Source organism: Erwinia sp. AK-PDG3-5, from assembly GCF_056821705.1.
On record NZ_CM165967.1, the window covers coordinates 1,578,879 to 1,595,164 of the forward strand.

Here is a 16,286-nt window from a genome sequence, read left to right on the forward strand (position 1 = left end):
CCCTCTTCGGCGCTGGCTAGCTTATGCTTCTGGAAAAATAAAGCGCTGCTTTATCTTTCGACCGCATGCCTTTACCTAATATCCGGTGCACAAGGGAATTTCGATGGTGTATACAGGCAGTAAATTGAAGAAAGTGTGGCTGTCACTCTGTATCGGCGCACTCTGCGCTTCAATGGGACAGGCTGCGCTGGCAGCAAAAGAGCCGAAAGCTCAATTCAACTGGCGTGCGGCACCGACCGAGGAGCAAATCGCCACCTTAACACTGCGCGATGCCATCCTTCGCGCCTTTGCCCGTAATCCCAAAATTTCCGAAGCGGCGGCGCAAATCCACGTTGGCGAAGCCGATCTCGATGCCGCGGAAAGTGCGTGGTATCCGCAAATTTCCCTCTCAGCCACCGGCGGGCGGTCACAGCAGACCGATTCGTCCGGAAGCCTGAACAATAATGGTTCCGGCGGCATCACGCTGAGCCAGTTGCTGTATGATTTTGGCCGCACCGGTGGTGCCATCGACGAGCAGCATAAACTTTCCGATGCTTACCGCTACGACCTTTATGACACCATGACCACCGTGGCGCAGGACACGCTGCAAGCCTATCTGGAGGTCAAGCGCTACAAGGCGCTGGTGGACGCCTCGCGCAATAACGTCGCCTCGCTAGAACACGTTAAAGACATTGCCAAACTGCGTGCTGACGCCGGGCTGAGTTCTCAATCAGACGTATTGCAGGCCGAAACCCGCATTGCGGGCATGCACGCCACGCTCGAGCAGTACCGTGCTCAGGAACGCTCGGCGCAGGCGCAGCTCACGGTGCTGACCGGCGTGGTCTCCAACGATTTACCGGAGCTGCCGCAGTCGTTGCTCAATCAGCAAATCACCCTCGACAAAATCGCCTACGAAAAAAGCGCCGCGGTACGCAGTGCGCAGGCCAAACAGGAAGCGGCGATGGAGCGCGTCCGTCAGGCCTCTTCTAACCACTGGCCAACCATCAAAGTGCAGGCCGGCCGAACCCGCTATGAAAACAGCAGCCGATCCTACTGGGACGATGAGTTGCAGCTGCAGGTTGAGGCTCCGCTCTATCAGGGCGGACTGGTCAATGCCAAAACCCGCGCCGCAGAAGGTGACCGGGAAGCGGCCGAGGCCGCGATTCAGCAATCGAAACTGGATATCAATCAGCATGCCTCCACGGCCTATGCCGACATGATCGGTGCCCAGCAACGGCAAACCGCCGGAGAGGCCCAGTTAAGCAGCGCCGATCACACCCGCGCGGTGTATGCCGATGAGTACAAGCTGAACAAGCGCAGCCTCAACGACCTGCTGAGCGTGGAGCAGGATGTATTCCAGGCCGACAGCAGTCGCCTGATGGCACTTTATGATGGCTGGGATGCCACGGTTCGTTATGCCGCAGCGGTCGACAATCTGCTGGACATTATGGGGATTGATCGCGAAGCCACCAGTGGGCAAACCTTGCCGTCACTGTGACGCTTGAAGCACACGCAACTTTTAAGGCAGTACTATGAACAAACAAACCGCAAGCACTGAGAACTGGATTGACGCCATGCTGCGTGTCGCCGCGCGTTTTGGCAAACCTGCGGACGGCTCCACCTTACGTCAGCAGATGCGCTGGTTTGAGCATTTGACCCCAGCCCAGCAGCTGGAAAGACTGGCTGGCCTGTTGGGGCTGCATATGACCATGATGCCGCGCGACAAAATCCGCTGGCGGCAGGAAGTGACGCCGGTCATTTTGATCATGGAAAATGGCAACGTGGTGGTGGTCGAAACCATTGATGCGGAAGGCAAAGCGCGTTACTGGCTGAGCGACGGTGGCGATGTGGTGCGCGAAAGCGAGCTTGCGCTATTGCTGGCGCAAAGTCAGGAGCAGGTCGGGATTGTCGGCGTCGCGGCGCGTGGGCGTGATGCGCGCATCGATGAATTCGTTAAGCCGTATAAAAAGCACTGGTTCTGGGAAAACTTCCGCGGCATGGGTCGCAAGATCGCCGAAATCTCGCTGGCGTCGGTGGTGGGTAACGTGCTGGCGCTCGCGGGGATCCTGTTCTCGATGCAGATCTACGACCGGGTGATCCCGGCGCAGTCAGAACCGACGCTGTGGGTGCTGTTTACCGGGGTGCTGATTGCGGCGGGGTTTGAATATCTGATCCGCCTGATGCGTACCCAGGTATCCGACCTGATGGGTAAGCGCATTGACCTGAAAGTCTCTTCCATGCTGTTCGCCCGGGCGATGAATATCCGCAATGAGGCCCGGCCGAAATCAACCGGTTCTTTTATTTCGCAACTGCGCGAAATCGATCAGGTGCGCGAACTGCTGACCTCCACCACGGTCGGCGCGGCAGCGGACATGCCTTTCGTGATCCTGTTCCTGTTTATCATGGCCTTTATCGGTGGCCCGCTGGTGATTGTGCCGCTGCTGGCAATCCCGCTGATTGTTATTCCGGGTTTGCTGGTGCAGATCCCGATGGCGAAACTGGCGAAAGAAGGGCTGCGCGAAGGCGCGCTGCGCAATGCGGTGCTGGTGGAAACCATCGAAGGGATTGAAGACATCAAATCCCTGCAGGCCGAACCTTACTTTCAGCGCCAGTGGGAACAGACCCATGAAGTCAGTGCGGCGGTGGGCATGCAGCAACGCCTGTGGGGCGCGCGGCTGACCGGCTGGGCTTCCACTGTCCAGCAGTTAACCTATGCCAGCATGCTGGTGTTCGGGGTTTATCTGGTTCTGAATGGCGATATTACCACCGGTACGCTGGTCGCCAGCAGCATGCTGTCATCAAGAACCATTGCGCCGCTGATGCAGCTGACGATGGTGTTCTCCCGCTGGCAACATGCCAAAAGCGCGATGACCGGACTGGATGAACTGCTGAAAAAGCCGCTCGATCAGGTGGATGAAGGGGAAATGGCCCACTGCCCAACCCTGACCGGCCAGTATGAATTGAAGGGCGTTCAGTACAGCTACGATGAAGAAAACGCGAAAAACGTGCTCAACATCGGGCAGCTGCAAATCAAACCCGGCGAGCGTATCGCCATTCTTGGCAAGGTGGGCGCGGGCAAATCCACTCTGCTGCGGCTGTTGGCCGGACAGTCGATGGCCACTCAGGGAAAAGTGGTGGTCGATGGCGTGGATATTCGCCATATCGATCCCGTCGACCTGCGCCGCCAGCTGGGTTGGCTGTCGCAGGATTCCCGCCTGTTCTTTGGCACGCTGCGGCAAAACCTGATGCTGGGCAATCCTCATGCCAGCGAACAGGAGATGCTGCAGGCACTGCGGATCAGCGGCGCGCTGAGCCTGGTGCAGCAGGATGCCGCCAGCCTCGATCGGGTAATCAATGAAGGCGGCCGGGGATTGTCCGGTGGTCAGCGGCAGATGGTGATGCTGAGCCGGATGATCCTGCGCCAGCCGCAGGTGGTGCTGATGGACGAGCCGACGGCCTCAATGGATGAGCAGCTTGAAGACCATGTGATCCGTCAGATGCAGGGCTGGCTCTCTGGCCGCACGCTGGTGCTGGTGACGCACCGACCGGCGTTACTCAAGCTGGTGGACCGGATAGTGGTGATGGATAACGGCCGCATTATTGCTGACGGTGCGCGCGATGAGATCATTCGCAACGCCGCCGCGCAAACGGCGAAACAGAACGTGGCGCGGGGAGATGCAGCATGAGCCTGATTATGGTCGACCGCGGTATGAAGCAGAACGAGCGCAAAACCTCCGCCATCATCTGGCTATGTACCGCCGCGTTGGTGATTTTCTTTGTCTGGGCCCATTTTGCCATTCTCGATGAGGTCACCGTCGGCACCGGTAAAGTGACGCCGTTAAGCCGCGCCCAGGTGATTGAGAGTCTGGACGGCGGTATCGTCGACCAGCTCAACGTGCATGAAGGGGATATTGTAGAGAAGGGCGAGGTGCTGGCAAAACTCGATCCTACCCGCTTCCAGTCGAACTTCGGTGAGGCTGCCTCCAAAGCCCGAACGCTGCGTGCTTCCGCAGAGCGTTTACAGGCTGAGCTGACCGGTGCGCCGCTGGCCTTCAGTGCCGAGACGCTGAAAGAACCGGAGCTGGTCGCGCGGGAAACCCAGTTGTATCAATCCCGTCGCCGTAACCTGTCGGAAACCGTTAAAAACCTGGAAGATGCGAAAAAACTGGTGCAGGACGAACTGAGGATGACCGCACCGCTGGTGGCAAAAGGGGCGGCGGGTGAGGTGGAAGTTATTCGTCTTCGCCGCCAGGTCAGCGATCTGCAGGGCAAAATCGATGAAGCCAAAAATGACTACGCGGTGCGGGCGAGGGAAGAGCAGGTCAAAAACAACGCCGACCTGGATGCTCAGCTGCAGGTGGTGACCGGTAAAGAGGATCAGCTCACCCGTGCGACGCTCTATTCACCGGTGCGCGGGATCGTAAAAGACATTCAGGTGACCACCGTCGGTGGCGTGTTGCAGCCGGGCGGCAAGCTGATGGAAATCGTGCCGCTGGAGGATCAGCTGCTGATTGAAACCCGCATCAACCCGCGTGATATCGCCTACATCCGCCCCGGCTTGCCGGCCACGGTGAAGGTCACCGCCTATGACTCGTCTATCTATGGCGATCTGCCGGGCGAAGTGGAAACCGTCTCGCCAGATACCATTCAGGATGAGGTGAAGCGCGATCAGTACTACTACCGGGTTTACGTTCGTACGCAAAAAGCGGAGTTAACCAACAAAGCCGGGCGGAAATTCCCCATTGTTCCCGGCATGGTGGCAAATGTTGAAATTAAAACGGGTCAAAAATCGGTTATGGATTATCTGATTAAGCCGCTGAATAAAGTTAAAGAATCGATGAGGGAACGCTAGAAATTAACGCCACTGAATAGTTGATGAGGGTTATTTCCACGGAATAATTAACATTTTTATCGGTGGCTTTTTTTTTGATTATTTGTGCTTATTTGCGGAAAAAACAGGCAGGGAGAATATGGTTATTGTTTCACCGTAATTATCTTTACTTAAATTGACGGTTTGCTGAAAAAAGAATAAAAAAATGCCGAGCATCAAGCTCGGCGGGAAATAGGGTAAAACAATCTCATTCGGGGTGAATGAAGGTAATACTGAAATAAAATGATGATAGCGAGGTCATTATATTCCCTGATGGTTGAAAATTTTTATCATTCAGTGCTTAGCAAGCTAACCTTACATAACTTGATGAAAAACAACATATCACCTAAATTTTGATGATAAATGCTATATTTTTTATCGATACGTGCTGTATGAAAGTTCCCCTAAAATTACATTTTGAAATATATACTTTGTACTCTGAAACAGTTTCGGAAATTTAGTATCATTTTCTTTATAGATTATTACGCACCGCGCCCTAGTATGAGGTTGCCGGCTGAAAATTCGACGTTCAGCAAGCAGTGGCATAATAAGGCACATAACTAGAGGGTATTAAAATGAAACTTCGAGTTCTTTCCCTGATGGTCCCAGCGATGCTGATCGCCGGTTCAGCGGGCGCGGCTGAAATCTACAATAAAGACGGCAATAAACTTGACCTCTTCGGTAAAGTAGACGGCCTGCACTATTTTTCTGATGACGACGGTTCTGATGGCGATCAGTCTTATGTTCGCTTCGGTTTTAAAGGCGAAACCCAAATCAGCGATCAGCTGACCGGTTACGGCCAGTGGGAGTATCAGGCAGCGCTGAACACAGCTGAGTCTGAAGGGACAGCAAACAGCTTTACCCGTGTTGGCTTTGCAGGTGTGAAGTTCGGCGATGCCGGATCCTTCGACTACGGACGTAACTACGGCGTAGCCTATGACATCGGCGCATGGACTGACGTCCTGCCAGAGTTCGGTGGTGACACCTATGGCGCGGACAACTTTATGTTCCAGCGTTCTAACGGCCTGGCGACTTACCGTAACAACAACTTCTTTGGTCTGGTCGATGGCTGGAACTTTGCCGTTCAGTACCAGGGCAAAAATGACAGCAATACCGAATCTGCGACAGGTCGTGACGTACTGGGCGGAAATGGCGATGGTTATGGCCTGTCAACCACTTACGACCTGGGCGAAGGCTTTGGTATCGGTGCGGCAATGTTCAGCTCTGACCGTACCAATGAGCAGAATGGTGGCAGCGCAGCAACTCAGGACATTCTGGGTCGTGGTGATAAAGCTACGGCTTATACCGGCGGCCTGAAATATGATGCGAATAACATCTACCTGGCAGCGATGTACACCCGTTCTTTGAACGCAACCCGCTTCGGTTCAAGCGGTTCTGATGCCTACGGTTATGCCAACACCGCGGACAACTGGGAACTGGTTGCTCAGTACCAGTTTGACTTCGGTCTGCGTCCTTCCCTGGCGTTCGTTAGCTCTCGCGGCAGCGACATCGAAGGTTACGGTTCTCAGAACCTGAAAAAATATGTTGATGTGGGCGCGACTTACTACTTCAACAAAAACATGTCTACCTATGTTGATTACCAAATCAACCTGCTGGATGACAACAACTTCACCGACGCAGCCGGCATCAACACCGATGACGTCGTGGCACTGGGTCTGGTTTACCAGTTCTAAGTTGTTTGGGGAGCGCAGACCTCTGCGCTCCCTCGTTTACCATCTCTCGTATTCCGCTTCATCCCTTCTTTTACTCTCTTAATGGCTTGCGCGCTGATGACGGTGACGTGGACGATTGAGCTGTTTGACGTGCGTCTGCTTGTAATGCTTGTAGCCTGAAAAGATAATCAGCCCCAGACATACGGCAAGGAGTGCGTAATAAATCATAATATCTCCTTTGAAATCATTAAATGGCAGACGTTTATAGCCTGCGTACATCGCCTATCCTGGTGAGCATTTCACACAAGATCAAGTGAGTTTTCAGCGTAGTAGAGGCCGTTTTGCTCATTTTTCGGTCCAATATTTAATACAGGTGTTGTGAGTTATATGAAGAAGAATTGGCTGTATTGTACTGGTCTGACAGCATTTATCCTGCTTTCGGGCTGTGACGATCATAACCAGAGTCGCGACAATTCGGCGATGGTGCTGGAAGGAAGCACAATGGGAACATTCTGGCGAATTAGCCTCGCTGGCGTGGCGCCAGAACGTAAAGCGAGCCTGCAAAAAGCGGTTCAGCAGCAGTTAGACGAGGACGATCGCCAGCTCTCAACCTGGAAAAATGACTCCGTTCTGTCGCGATTCAATCAGTACCGCGCTAGCGATCCACAACCAGTTAGCGAAAACATGGCGGATATCGTCAGCCTTTCCCTGCGCATTGGGCGGAAAACCGCCGGCGCGATGGACATCACCGTGGGGCCGCTGGTCAATCTGTGGGGATTCGGGCCGGATAAACAACCGGTAAAAGAGCCGACTCAGGCGCAGATCGATGCGGCAAAAGCGCTGACGGGATTGCAGCATTTACGGGTGATCCAAAAAGCGGAAGGCGCTTATCTGCAAAAGGATTTGCCCGGCCTGTATGTTGATCTCTCGACCGTAGGGGAAGGTTTTGCCACCGATCATCTGGCCAGACTGATGGAGAAAGAGGGCATTAACAGCTACCTTGTTTCCGTGGGCGGCGCCGTGCTGACCCGGGGAAAAAATGCTCAGGGCCAGCCGTGGAAAGTGGCTATTCAGAAGCCGACCGATCGCGAAAATGCGGTGCAGGCGGTGGTCGATCTGCAGGGGCATGGCATCAGCACCTCCGGCAGCTACCGTAACTATTACGAGCTGAATGGCAAACGCATCTCACATGTGATCGATCCCGTCACCGGCCGGCCGATCCAGCACAAGCTGGTTTCTGCTACGGTTATTGCCACCACCGCGCTTGAGGCCGATGGCTGGGATACCGGACTGATGGTATTGGGCGAAGAGAAGGCCAAAGCGCTGGCGCTGCGTGAAAATCTGGCGGTTTATCTGATTGAGAAGCAGGGCGAGGGTTTCAGTAGCTGGATGTCACCACAGTTTAAGGCGTTTATCGTGCAACCGTAGGGCGACAGGCCTGAGGAATCAACATGCTGGATTTGTTTAGTGAAGACGCACCGTGGGCCGAACCTCTGGCAGAGGGCGCGGTGATCCTGCGCCGACGGGCCAGAGAGGACGCCGGCGAACTGATGCGGTTAGTCGAAGAGGTTTCTGCCCGCAATCCGTTTCACCACCGGATTACGCCAGGTGGACACCGCATGTCGGTGGCGATGACCAACTGTGGCGATTTTGGCTGGTCAACCGATTCACGCGGCTATCAGTACAGCGAGCGCGATAATGCCAGCGGCCTCCGCTGGCCGGCGATGCCGGATCGTTTTCGCCAGCTGGCAAAAGAGTGCGCTGACGAGGCGGGTTTCGCACAGTTTAATCCCGATGCCTGCCTGATCAACCGCTACGAGCCGGGGGCAAAATTAACCCTGCATCAGGATAAAGATGAGCAGGACTTAAAGCAGCCGATTGTCTCGGTCTCGCTGGGGTTGCCCGCGGTGTTTCAGTTTGGTGGCTTCGATCGTGGCGACGCCACGCAACGGGTTTTGCTGGAGCATGGCGATATCGTGGTGTGGGGCGGTCCTTCACGTCTGCGTTTTCATGGCATATTGCCGCTGAAACCCGGAATACACCCCTTAACAGGCGCTTTTCGCTTCAATCTCACCTTCAGGCGCGCTTTTCGTTAGACGCTGCGCCGTCAGATGAGAATTATTATTGATATCGTCTGGCGACTCATTAAACTGCACACTGCCTAATTGTTAGCTGGATGGTGTCATGGAGTTGCTACGCGTTGTTTACCGGCAGTATCGCTGGCCGTTTATTTTGGTTATTGCTCTCAGCCTGCTCAGTGCCGCGCTAGGGATTGGACTGATCGCCTTTATTAATAAAGAGCTGATCGTCGCTCTGAACTCTTCTCTGCTGATATTGCCAGAATTTCTGGGGCTGCTTCTGCTGCTGATGGCCGTTACGCTGGCCTCGCAGCTGGCATTAACCGTGCTGGGACACCATTTCGTCTACCGCCTGCGCGGCGAATTTATCAAACGTATTCTGGATACCCAGGTTGAACGCATCGAGCAGATCGGCAGCGCACAGCTGTTAGCCGGGTTGACCAGCGATGTGCGGGCCATCACCATCGCCTTTGTCCGTCTGCCTGAGCTGATCCAGGGGATCATCCTGACCATCGGATCGGCGGCTTACCTCGCCTGGCTCTCGCCACAAATGCTGTTTGTCACCGCGGTGTGGGTTGCTATCACCATTATTGGCGGCTGGCTACTGGTGTCGAAAGTGTACCGCCACATGGCCAAACTTCGAGATATTGAGGATGACCTCTACACGGATTTCCAGACCATTATAGAAGGGCGCAAAGAGCTGGCGTTAAACCGTCAGCGTGCCCAGCTGATTTATGAAACGGTCTATCAGGAAGATGCCCGTAATTATCGCCATCATATTGTGCGTGCCGATACCTTCCATTTGAGTGCGGTAAACTGGTCGAACATTATGATGCTGGGTGCCATTGGGCTGGTGTTCTTTATGGCCAACAGCCTCGGCTGGGCAAACACCGCCGTTGCCGCAACCTATTCACTGACCCTGCTGTTTCTGCGTACGCCGCTGCTTTCTGCGGTGGGGGCGTTGCCGACGCTGCTGACGGCTCAGGTGGCTTTTGACAAGCTGAACACCTTCCAACTTACGGCATACCATCCCGACTTTATTGTTCCTCAGGCTGCCAGCAACTGGAAGACGCTGGAACTGCGTAATCTGGTGTTCCATTACGGCGAGCAAGGATTCGAGGTTGGGCCGATAAATATGACCCTGAAGCGCGGCGAGCTGGTGTTTCTGATTGGCGGTAACGGCAGTGGAAAATCGACGCTGGCAATGTTACTGACCGGACTTTATCGCCCGGTATCCGGTCAGATCCTGTTGGATGGTGAAGAGATCGACGGCGCGAATATGGAGAAGTACCGCAGCCTGTTCTCGGCGGTGTTTACCGATGTCCACCTGTTCGACCGCTTGATCGACAATCAGGGGCAGGCTGCCGATCCGGCCAAAGTTCAGGCCTGGCTGGCGCGTCTGCAAATGCAGGACAAAGTTAAGCTGGAAGGCAACAAAGTCCTGAACCTGAAATTATCTAAAGGGCAAAGCAAGCGCCTGGCGCTGCTGCTGGCGACCGCTGAGCAGCGCGATATCCTGCTGCTGGACGAGTGGGCCGCCGATCAGGACCCGCATTTCCGCCGGATTTTCTACCGGGAGTTGCTGCCGTGGCTGCAGGAGATGGGCAAAACCGTGTTTGCTATCAGCCATGATGACCACTATTTCCTGCACGCGGATCGACTGCTGGAAATGCGTGAAGGTCAGCTCAGCGAGTTGACCGGCGCAGAGCGTGAACTGGCGACGCTGGATGCCGTTAAGCGCACGGATGTGGTGAGCTAAAGGCGGGAGTTTGCGTCAATCAATAATCCAGGTCAGCACCTGTTCTGCCTGCAGCTCAACGTGACCGCTAAAGACTCTGCCAGTCGGGAAGTCGCAGGCAAATGATTCGGTCAGGCGCAGCTGAACCTGGCCGGTTGCCGGATACAGAGCCGTAATCTCTGCGGCCCTGAAATCCATCGCCTGTCTGAGTAGCGGATAGAGGGCCTTATACAGGCTCTCTTTGACAGAGAATGCCAGCGTCAGCGCGGTGGCGAAGGGCAGCCCACTCTCAAGCAGTTTCTGTTTTTCTTCTGGCGTTACAATCACACTTTGCATCTGCTCAGCGGTATCTGTTCGCATGACATGCTCGCAATCCACGCCCAAAAGAAGTCGATTCTCTGCCCTGGATAGCAGCACGGCAATCGTCTGATGGCTGTGCGACAGTGAGCCAGAGACGCTGGCCGGCCAGACTGGCGCACGATTGCCATCATTAGACAGTATGACCGCCTCAATTCCCAAGCGACTCAAGGCATTACGCACCACCACCCGGCTGGCGAGGTATTCCGCCCGGCGTTTGCGCACCGCTTTAGTTAAATGCGTCGGGCTGGGGATATCACATGCAACAAATAACCGCTCATCAAAGCGGGAGAGATCGAAGGCCGCTTTTATCAGTACCGTGTCTGGCCGATCTGCTGGCGAGCAAAAGCACACATCGGTAATAAAACCATTTGATTCAGGCAAGGCAACAGGAATAAGGGGAATTCGACAAGGGATTGTCAGAAGGGGAAACGCGCTATGAGGAGTCACCGAATACCTAACCTGCTTATCTTATAAAGCGTAATTTAAGCAGGTTAGATTCACGATAGCAAAAATGACTACTCGTTAGACGGAATAGCGAAGTTTTTCAGGGAAACGACAAAGTGTTCGTTGCCGCGGGAGATTTTTGCACCCCGGTCGCACCAGTGGCTTGCGAGCCTGAAAAAGTCATCACTATCAATATCATACGCCAGTTCTACTTTATTGATGCCGGAGTGCAGCATCTCTTCTGCATCTTTAAAGTTTCTTGCTTTGATTATCGCCATTTTATTCACCTGGTATGTGGTGTTGGTTTTGCCATAAAAGTGTAGCGACAGCATATGTTAATCGTGTGACAGTTTTGTTTCAGTGTGCCGGATTGAGACTTTCGCCACGTATTGATAAATGAAAGTCTCATTAAATCAGCCGTATTACACTTTCAGGAACTGACTAAACGCCTGCTGGTTATCAACCAGGTGGCGGGGGAAGGTGCTGTGGGATAACGGTTGGGCAACCAGCTTTCTGTCCCGTCCCCAGATATCTTCAGCCTGCGCAATCACCTTTATAATGTGTTCCGGGTTGTTAAATTCCGGCAGATCGTATTCGGTGTGCGAAATAGACGACATTTTCTCAGCAATGCGTTGTGGCGTCATAATCCACGAGAAATGCCACCCACCTTGCTGGATAACCCGGGTATTCCACTTTAACCACCGCCATTTGAACCAATTTTTTCTGATGGCCGAGCGCTTCACGTTACGCAGCATCTCTGGTTGGCCGTCAAAGAAGTTGACCAGATTTTTGTAGCTCAGGGCTTTGGGCAGCTTGCACTGACGAGGCGTATCGTCGGTGTTGAATACCTGAAGATTGAACTGATAATTATAGAAATTCTGGTAAATGGTGGTGCAAAGCTTGCTGCCACAAATGGTGGGAATGACCTGCGGATCAAAAATCTCGTCAACGTCCGAAATCAGAATCAGATCGTCAGGACGGGCTTGCTTCAGACCATCCATGATGGCATTACGCGTATCGGCTTCATTTTGCCAGGCATCCGCATGAGGAGGACGATCAAAAACAACATAGATGATTTTATCGGCAAATTCTGCGAATTTATCCCGGTCGAAATTTAGCGGTTTGGGCTTGCCGGTAAAGGTGTGCGTTGACTCAACGATAACAAACTTGTCGACGACGTCAGACAGGGTATGCAACCGTAACGACAAAAGCATATCTTCGTCATAATATAAAAAACAGTCGTAAATCATTCGCGTATTCAACCAGAGTAATTTGGATTTTGTTTATAATCAATCAGATGTAACCACTAACGACGTGGTCTAAACATCAAAAAATAACCGTGAAATAAAGAGTAATGGTTAAATTTATTAGTTAACTCATTATTCAATATTTATATTTATAATCCCGTTAAATATTCTAGCAAAAATCACACATTAAGCGTGGTTATATTGCTAATTCATTCAAAAATGAGCTGGAGCTTGCACACTCTGGAGTCTGGAGAAGAGGGGGATTCTGCCAGGGTCACAGAAATGCAGACAATAAAAAAGCAGCTATGGCTAGCTGCTTTGAAGGAGAATTTGGTCGGCACGAGAGGATTTGAACCTCCGACCCCGGACACCCCATGACCGTGCGCTACCAGGCTGCGCTACGTGCCGACACGTGCGGTTAATACTACTCAAAACGACTTTGATTGCAAGTGGCCGGCTGTGTGAGTGCTATGAATTTAAACACCTTTATCGCTATTTAATTAGCGGGATCTTGTGGTGATAAACGAAGAACGTCATGTCCTGGAAGGTCAGCATCTCATCGGGTTCACCCAGCTGGTGCCGTATGGCGTCCAGTTTGCTGATGGCATGGGTATCCGCCTCTGAGCTCTTCACCGCCGGGATGGCCACAAACTGGCGATCGGGAGATTTGCTGACGTAGTCGTCGGTCAACCATGACTTCATGGTTTGCAGGCGTACCGTATCGAAGAGGATCCGGTTATTCGTGGTGTCAAAGAGCACGGGGCTGATGTGGATCCTGCCGTCAGAAAGCCAGTTAACGTTGTTCGACAACTTCCAGTAGTCACCATAACCAAAGGTAAGATTATTTTTCTCAAGGAAGGTAATGTAATCATAGGTTTGCTGTTGCTGATCGTAAATCGGCGTTTTATTTTGCTGGTAGGAATAGAGCGAAGAAGCGATAAACAGCGCGAAGACAATTATCACAGGCCACTTTTTAGAGAAAGCATATCCCAGCGCAGACAGGGCAATGGCAAAGCAGACGACGTTAACAAAGAATCTGGCGCTGATCTCGGCAGGGGAGTCATAGCTGATAATGAAAGAAGAGACGATCGCCGCGATGGTCAGTAAACTAAAGCCAGCAACAAACACCGCTTCCTTGCCCTTACGCAAACACAGCAAGAAAGAGTAAACAAACAGCACCACCCATACCAGCAGCGAAATAACATATGCGTAAGGGCTGTCAACGAACAGAATATTCAGGCTTTTACCCAGAATATGGATTGCCCACTCCGTGTTAACTCGCCACTGATCAAACGGCATCAGATGAAAACGCTGAATGGGTAAGCCAAACAGCCTTTGCACCACGTGGCTCATTGAAAGAATAAAGCTGATGGCGAAAATGACCGGGATTTTCTTCTGCAGGCTACCTTTCCAGGCGAAATAGGCCTGTACCAGCAGCAGTGGCAGGAAATAGGTCGCCAATGACCACGGATCGGATATGGAAGCCAATAGCGCGATCAGGCTACAGACAACGGCCAGTGTTGTTGAGTTTCTCTTCAGGTTCAAAAAGCACAGGGCAAAGGTCAGCACACCAAAGAAGTTGGTTGAGTAGTGTGAGAAGGGGTGCGCAGCGAAGCCAAACGTATAGACGTAGGCAGGGAAAAGGATCAGGCTCAATAAGGCGATAAGCGCAAACCCGCTCTTTTCAACAGTGTAGATAACCAGCGCCAAAATGAACGCGGTCAGGCCGATGAACAATGAAGTCGATAACATCAGCGGCAATATGCCGTCGTTGTTCATCAGCAGGAAGAAAACAAAATTTACCGGATAGGTGGTGAAGTACCAGTTATCGGGTGTGGGCGCCCAATCCCTGAATGCTGACAATCCTTCGGAAAGCAGTGCCCGCCAGACCAGTGAACTGTTGGCGCCATCAGGATCGATGGGGAAATAGCGTGAGGTCAGCAGGGTCGAAATAATTAAAGCTAATGCCAGCATGAACAGCAGAATGAGTAACTTTTTGAACCTGAATGTAGACATATATTTGACCTATAGATCCATTAAACACAGCGTATTGATTCGCCATTGCGACATAAACAGAGAAAATGCAGTCAATAAAAAAGCAGCTATTAGCAGCTGCTTTTTTTAAAATTTTTGATCGCCTGTCAGTTAGCGATAAACCGCTTCTCTTCGGTCAATACCTGCAGCAGCAGGCCCAACTGCGGCTTATGGTCTTTCAGGCGATGACCATTCTTATCCCACGCGGTGTAGCTACCGCTGTTATCCAACACCAGCGTCACGTCAGGGGTGGTGATCACCAGCTGGCGCTCGTTGGTGCTGGCCACCCAGTCATGGCGGCGCTGCGCTGCGAACAGATCTTCACCCTGAGAATAGTCAGCCGCAGGGGTGCTGACGTGCAACAGGCGCTGCATCAGCGTGGTCATAATATCCTGATGGTCGGTCAGCTTGTTGACCTGCTGCGCTGGCGTGTTCGGCCAGTGAACGATCAGCGGCACCTGAAGATTCGCGCGATTGCCCAGACTGTCATCGCCATCCAGCGCCACGCCATGCTCGGCGGTGATCACCACCACGGTTTTATCCAGCAGGCCTTTCTCCTGCAGCGTGGTCAGCACCTGTTGGATTTGCTTGTCCACATCGGCCGCAGTGCGGTTGTAGCGGCGGGCAATATTCTTGCCGCCATTGTCCGGGGTGTCGTTGCCATCCAGCGAAAGATAGGAGAACCACGGCGAGCTTTCTGATTTCTGTCCTTCAAGCCAGCGTTGCCATTGCGCGGTGGTCTGCGCATTCGACTGCGGCTGCGAAGGCGGCAACGAATAATCCGCTAACAGCGCCTGACGGTATAACGGTGAGGCAAAGCCATCCGCGGCAAACAGGCCAAACTGGTAGCCCTGTTTGCCCAGTGAATCCACCAGCGCAGAAGGAACGCGGTTGGATAGCACGCCGTCCATATAGCTGGCGGAAATACCGTAAAACAGGCCAAATAATCCACTGTCTGCATTGTTGCCGGAGCTGTAATGCTGCGTGAAGCGGACGTTCTGCTGAGCAAATTGCGCCAGATGCGGCAGCGATTTGGCTATCGTCGACTCATTCAACCCATCGACGGTGATAATCAGTAAATTACTGCCGGTACCTTTATCGCGGAAGGTGATGTCGTTCAGCGGATAGGCCACGGACACCGCTTCAGGATTACCCTGTTGCACCAGACGCCGCTGATACTCCTGGGCGTCCAGCAGGCCGTGCTTCTCAAGGAAGCGGCGCGCGGTCATTGGATAGGACAACGGCAAATTGGAACGCTGCATGGTAATCGGGCGATAGAAGTTCGCGTCCGCCCAGATATAGAGCAGGTGGCTGGTAAAGAACGCCACAATAAACAGCACCGCCAGCGGCTTACCGAAACTGCGCCGGTTCAGGCTGCGCAGCTTCTGCCAGCTCCAGGTGGCGAACAGCATCTCGACCAGGAAAATAGCCGGCACGCTGATAAACATCAGCTGCCAGTCACGCGCCATCTCGGTCTGATCGGGATTGACCACCAGCTCCCACACCACCGGATTCAGGTGCAGGTGGAAGCGGTTAAAGACGGCACTGTCGATCAGGATCAGTGTCAGGCCAGCCGTGGCGATAATGGCCGAAAGGAAGCGCAGCAACCTCTGGGACATCACCACAAAGGTGAGCGGGAAGACGATCAGCAGATAGGCGGCAAAGACGATAAAGCTAAAGTGACCCATCCAACTGGTGAACGCATAAATGCGCCCGGCCAGCGAGGCTGGCCAGTCGGAGACAAACAGGTAACGGCTGCCAAGAATAAAGGCAAAGATGATATTAAAGAGGGCGAACCAATGCCCCCAGCTAATCATCTGGGAGACTTTCTCTCGGTAGCGCTGCCGATTGGTTACCATAACA

General features: G+C 53.1%; 13 protein-coding genes and 1 tRNA gene. 7 read left to right on the forward strand and 7 right to left on the reverse strand.

Going from position 1 to position 16,286, the window contains the following annotated elements; genetic code table 11:
• The first annotated feature begins 172 nt into the window (after nt 1-172).
• The 4 genes from AC1UKS_RS07155 to ompC all read left to right on the forward strand — a co-directional run bounded on the left by AC1UKS_RS07155 (nt 173) and on the right by ompC (nt 6,543).
• Nucleotides 173-1,477 carry a TolC family outer membrane protein gene (locus AC1UKS_RS07155; RefSeq protein ID WP_265911379.1) on the forward strand — a complete coding sequence of 435 codons (1,305 nt, stop codon included), beginning with the start codon at nt 173-175 and terminating at the stop codon, nt 1,475-1,477.
• Nucleotides 1,478-1,511: 34 nt separating this feature from the next.
• Nucleotides 1,512-3,665, forward strand: a complete 2,154-nt coding sequence (locus tag AC1UKS_RS07160; RefSeq protein ID WP_482436218.1) for a type I secretion system permease/ATPase — start codon at nt 1,512-1,514, stop codon at nt 3,663-3,665.
• Nucleotides 3,662-4,831 carry a beta-barrel domain-containing protein gene (locus tag AC1UKS_RS07165; protein ID WP_013203047.1) on the forward strand — a complete coding sequence of 390 codons (1,170 nt, stop codon included), beginning with the start codon at nt 3,662-3,664 and terminating at the stop codon, nt 4,829-4,831. The genes AC1UKS_RS07160 and AC1UKS_RS07165 overlap by 4 nt, the downstream gene beginning before the upstream one ends.
• A 593-nt stretch (nt 4,832-5,424) precedes the next feature.
• The gene (gene ompC / locus AC1UKS_RS07170) at nt 5,425-6,543 is read left to right on the forward strand and encodes a porin OmpC (RefSeq protein ID WP_482436219.1); all 1,119 of its coding nucleotides are present in this window, start codon (nt 5,425-5,427) and stop codon (nt 6,541-6,543) included.
• Nucleotides 6,544-6,621: 78 nt separating this feature from the next.
• Here the strand turns inward: ompC and AC1UKS_RS07175 are convergent, their stop codons facing one another.
• Complete coding sequence (locus AC1UKS_RS07175) at nt 6,622-6,750, reverse strand: hypothetical protein (protein ID WP_256372240.1); 129 nt, start codon at nt 6,748-6,750, stop codon at nt 6,622-6,624.
• Between the two features lie 159 nt (nt 6,751-6,909).
• On the opposite strand from AC1UKS_RS07175, the gene apbE reads away from it, so the two are divergent.
• The 3 genes from apbE (at nt 6,910) to AC1UKS_RS07190 (ending at nt 10,359) form a co-directional block, all read left to right on the forward strand.
• Complete coding sequence (apbE, locus tag AC1UKS_RS07180) at nt 6,910-7,950, forward strand: FAD:protein FMN transferase ApbE (protein ID WP_482436220.1); 1,041 nt, start codon at nt 6,910-6,912, stop codon at nt 7,948-7,950.
• A gap of 23 nt (nt 7,951-7,973) precedes the next feature.
• Nucleotides 7,974-8,618 carry a DNA oxidative demethylase AlkB gene (gene alkB, locus AC1UKS_RS07185; protein WP_265911090.1) on the forward strand — a complete coding sequence of 215 codons (645 nt, stop codon included), beginning with the start codon at nt 7,974-7,976 and terminating at the stop codon, nt 8,616-8,618.
• A gap of 88 nt (nt 8,619-8,706) precedes the next feature.
• A complete protein-coding gene (locus tag AC1UKS_RS07190; RefSeq protein ID WP_482436221.1) occupies nt 8,707-10,359 on the forward strand; it encodes a multidrug ABC transporter permease/ATP-binding protein in 1,653 nt (550 codons plus the stop codon).
• Between the two features lie 15 nt (nt 10,360-10,374).
• On the opposite strand, the gene AC1UKS_RS07195 is transcribed toward AC1UKS_RS07190, so the two are convergent.
• The 6 genes from AC1UKS_RS07195 to yejM all read right to left on the reverse strand — a co-directional run bounded on the left by AC1UKS_RS07195 (nt 10,375) and on the right by yejM (nt 16,282).
• A complete protein-coding gene (locus AC1UKS_RS07195; protein WP_482436222.1) occupies nt 10,375-11,079 on the reverse strand; it encodes a 4'-phosphopantetheinyl transferase family protein in 705 nt (234 codons plus the stop codon).
• 134 nt (nt 11,080-11,213) lie between these two features.
• Entirely contained in the window at nt 11,214-11,420 is a 207-nt protein-coding gene (locus AC1UKS_RS07200; protein WP_053144630.1) for a hypothetical protein, read from the reverse strand.
• A gap of 144 nt (nt 11,421-11,564) precedes the next feature.
• On the reverse strand, nt 11,565-12,392 hold the full coding sequence (locus tag AC1UKS_RS07205; RefSeq protein WP_482436223.1) for a glycosyltransferase family 17 protein: 828 nt from the start codon (nt 12,390-12,392) through the stop codon (nt 11,565-11,567).
• A 328-nt stretch (nt 12,393-12,720) separates the two neighbouring features.
• A tRNA-Pro gene (locus AC1UKS_RS07210) sits at nt 12,721-12,797 on the reverse strand.
• 84 nt (nt 12,798-12,881) lie between these two features.
• Complete coding sequence (locus AC1UKS_RS07215) at nt 12,882-14,405, reverse strand: hypothetical protein (RefSeq protein ID WP_482436224.1); 1,524 nt, start codon at nt 14,403-14,405, stop codon at nt 12,882-12,884.
• Nucleotides 14,406-14,530: 125 nt separating this feature from the next.
• Entirely contained in the window at nt 14,531-16,282 is a 1,752-nt protein-coding gene (gene yejM, locus AC1UKS_RS07220) for an LPS biosynthesis-modulating metalloenzyme YejM (RefSeq protein WP_482436225.1), read from the reverse strand.
• Nucleotides 16,283-16,286: the final 4 nt, after the last annotated feature.

Bases quoted from the DNA above. Each gene is read 5' to 3' on its own strand.
- AC1UKS_RS07155 (WP_265911379.1), top strand. From the start codon at position 173: ATGGGACAGGCTGCGCTGGCAGCAAAAGAGCCGAAAGCTCAATTCAAC.
- AC1UKS_RS07160 (WP_482436218.1), top strand. From the start codon at position 1,512: ATGAACAAACAAACCGCAAGCACTGAGAACTGGATTGACGCCATGCTG.
- AC1UKS_RS07165 (WP_013203047.1), top strand. From the start codon at position 3,662: ATGAGCCTGATTATGGTCGACCGCGGTATGAAGCAGAACGAGCGCAAA.
- ompC (WP_482436219.1), top strand. From the start codon at position 5,425: ATGAAACTTCGAGTTCTTTCCCTGATGGTCCCAGCGATGCTGATCGCC.
- AC1UKS_RS07175 (WP_256372240.1), bottom strand. From the start codon at position 6,750: ATGATTTATTACGCACTCCTTGCCGTATGTCTGGGGCTGATTATCTTT.
- apbE (WP_482436220.1), top strand. From the start codon at position 6,910: ATGAAGAAGAATTGGCTGTATTGTACTGGTCTGACAGCATTTATCCTG.
- alkB (WP_265911090.1), top strand. From the start codon at position 7,974: ATGCTGGATTTGTTTAGTGAAGACGCACCGTGGGCCGAACCTCTGGCA.
- AC1UKS_RS07190 (WP_482436221.1), top strand. From the start codon at position 8,707: ATGGAGTTGCTACGCGTTGTTTACCGGCAGTATCGCTGGCCGTTTATT.
- AC1UKS_RS07200 (WP_053144630.1), bottom strand. From the start codon at position 11,420: ATGGCGATAATCAAAGCAAGAAACTTTAAAGATGCAGAAGAGATGCTG.
- AC1UKS_RS07205 (WP_482436223.1), bottom strand. From the start codon at position 12,392: ATGATTTACGACTGTTTTTTATATTATGACGAAGATATGCTTTTGTCG.
- AC1UKS_RS07215 (WP_482436224.1), bottom strand. From the start codon at position 14,405: ATGTCTACATTCAGGTTCAAAAAGTTACTCATTCTGCTGTTCATGCTG.
- yejM (WP_482436225.1), bottom strand. From the start codon at position 16,282: ATGGTAACCAATCGGCAGCGCTACCGAGAGAAAGTCTCCCAGATGATT.